This window comes from Brachyspira sp. SAP_772 (genome assembly GCF_009755885.1).
GTDB lineage: Bacteria > Spirochaetota > Brachyspiria > Brachyspirales > Brachyspiraceae > Brachyspira.
The window spans coordinates 1-638 of record NZ_VYIX01000237.1; the positions used below are offsets into that span (position 1 = coordinate 1).

A 638-nucleotide genomic window follows, 5' to 3' on the forward strand; every position below is an offset into this window, starting at 1 on the left:
TGTTTAGGTTATTTATATCTTTTATATCATCTTTATATTCAATGCATGGCCCCATTGAACTATAAGTATCTAAACTTTTTCTAGTATTACTGAGGATATGACTAAATGTCCTAAATGCGGTATTGAGCTTTCTTTTGAATAATGGCAAATACTTGCAAAGTTTGTTCTTCCAATCATTATAAAAAAATTGGAGAAATTAAAAATATTTGGAAAGAGTATAAAGACGTTTATCAATGTGATGAATGTTCTTTATACTTTATAGATTCTCCAACCGATGAAGAGATTAACTCATTATACAAAAATGAATATCATAATAATATAAAAAATAAATTATTTGAGATAGCTAAAAGCAAAATGCGTTATGCTAGAAGTTTATCTCAATTTAATTTTATAAAACAAACTATAGATTTGAAAAACAAAGATATATGCGAGATTGGTGCTTTTGACGGATTATTATTGAGTTTATTCAAAAAAAATAATAACAATGTTTTTGGGTATGAGCTTAATGATGATGCAAGAGTTTATKCCAAAAAAAAATATGATATTGATTTAAAAGAAAACTTTTTGGAGAGTAAATCTAAATACGACATTATAATACTTTCACATGTAATAGAGCATTTTAGAGAGCCTAAAGAGAT

The 638-nt window shown here is 25.4% G+C and carries 1 protein-coding gene; it reads left to right on the forward strand.

The window, feature by feature from the left end; translation table 11 throughout:
- Positions 1 to 141: 141 nt before the first annotated feature.
- On the forward strand, positions 142 to 638 hold a 497-nt coding region (locus tag GQX97_RS13780), incomplete at its 3' end, for a methyltransferase domain-containing protein (protein WP_157152328.1).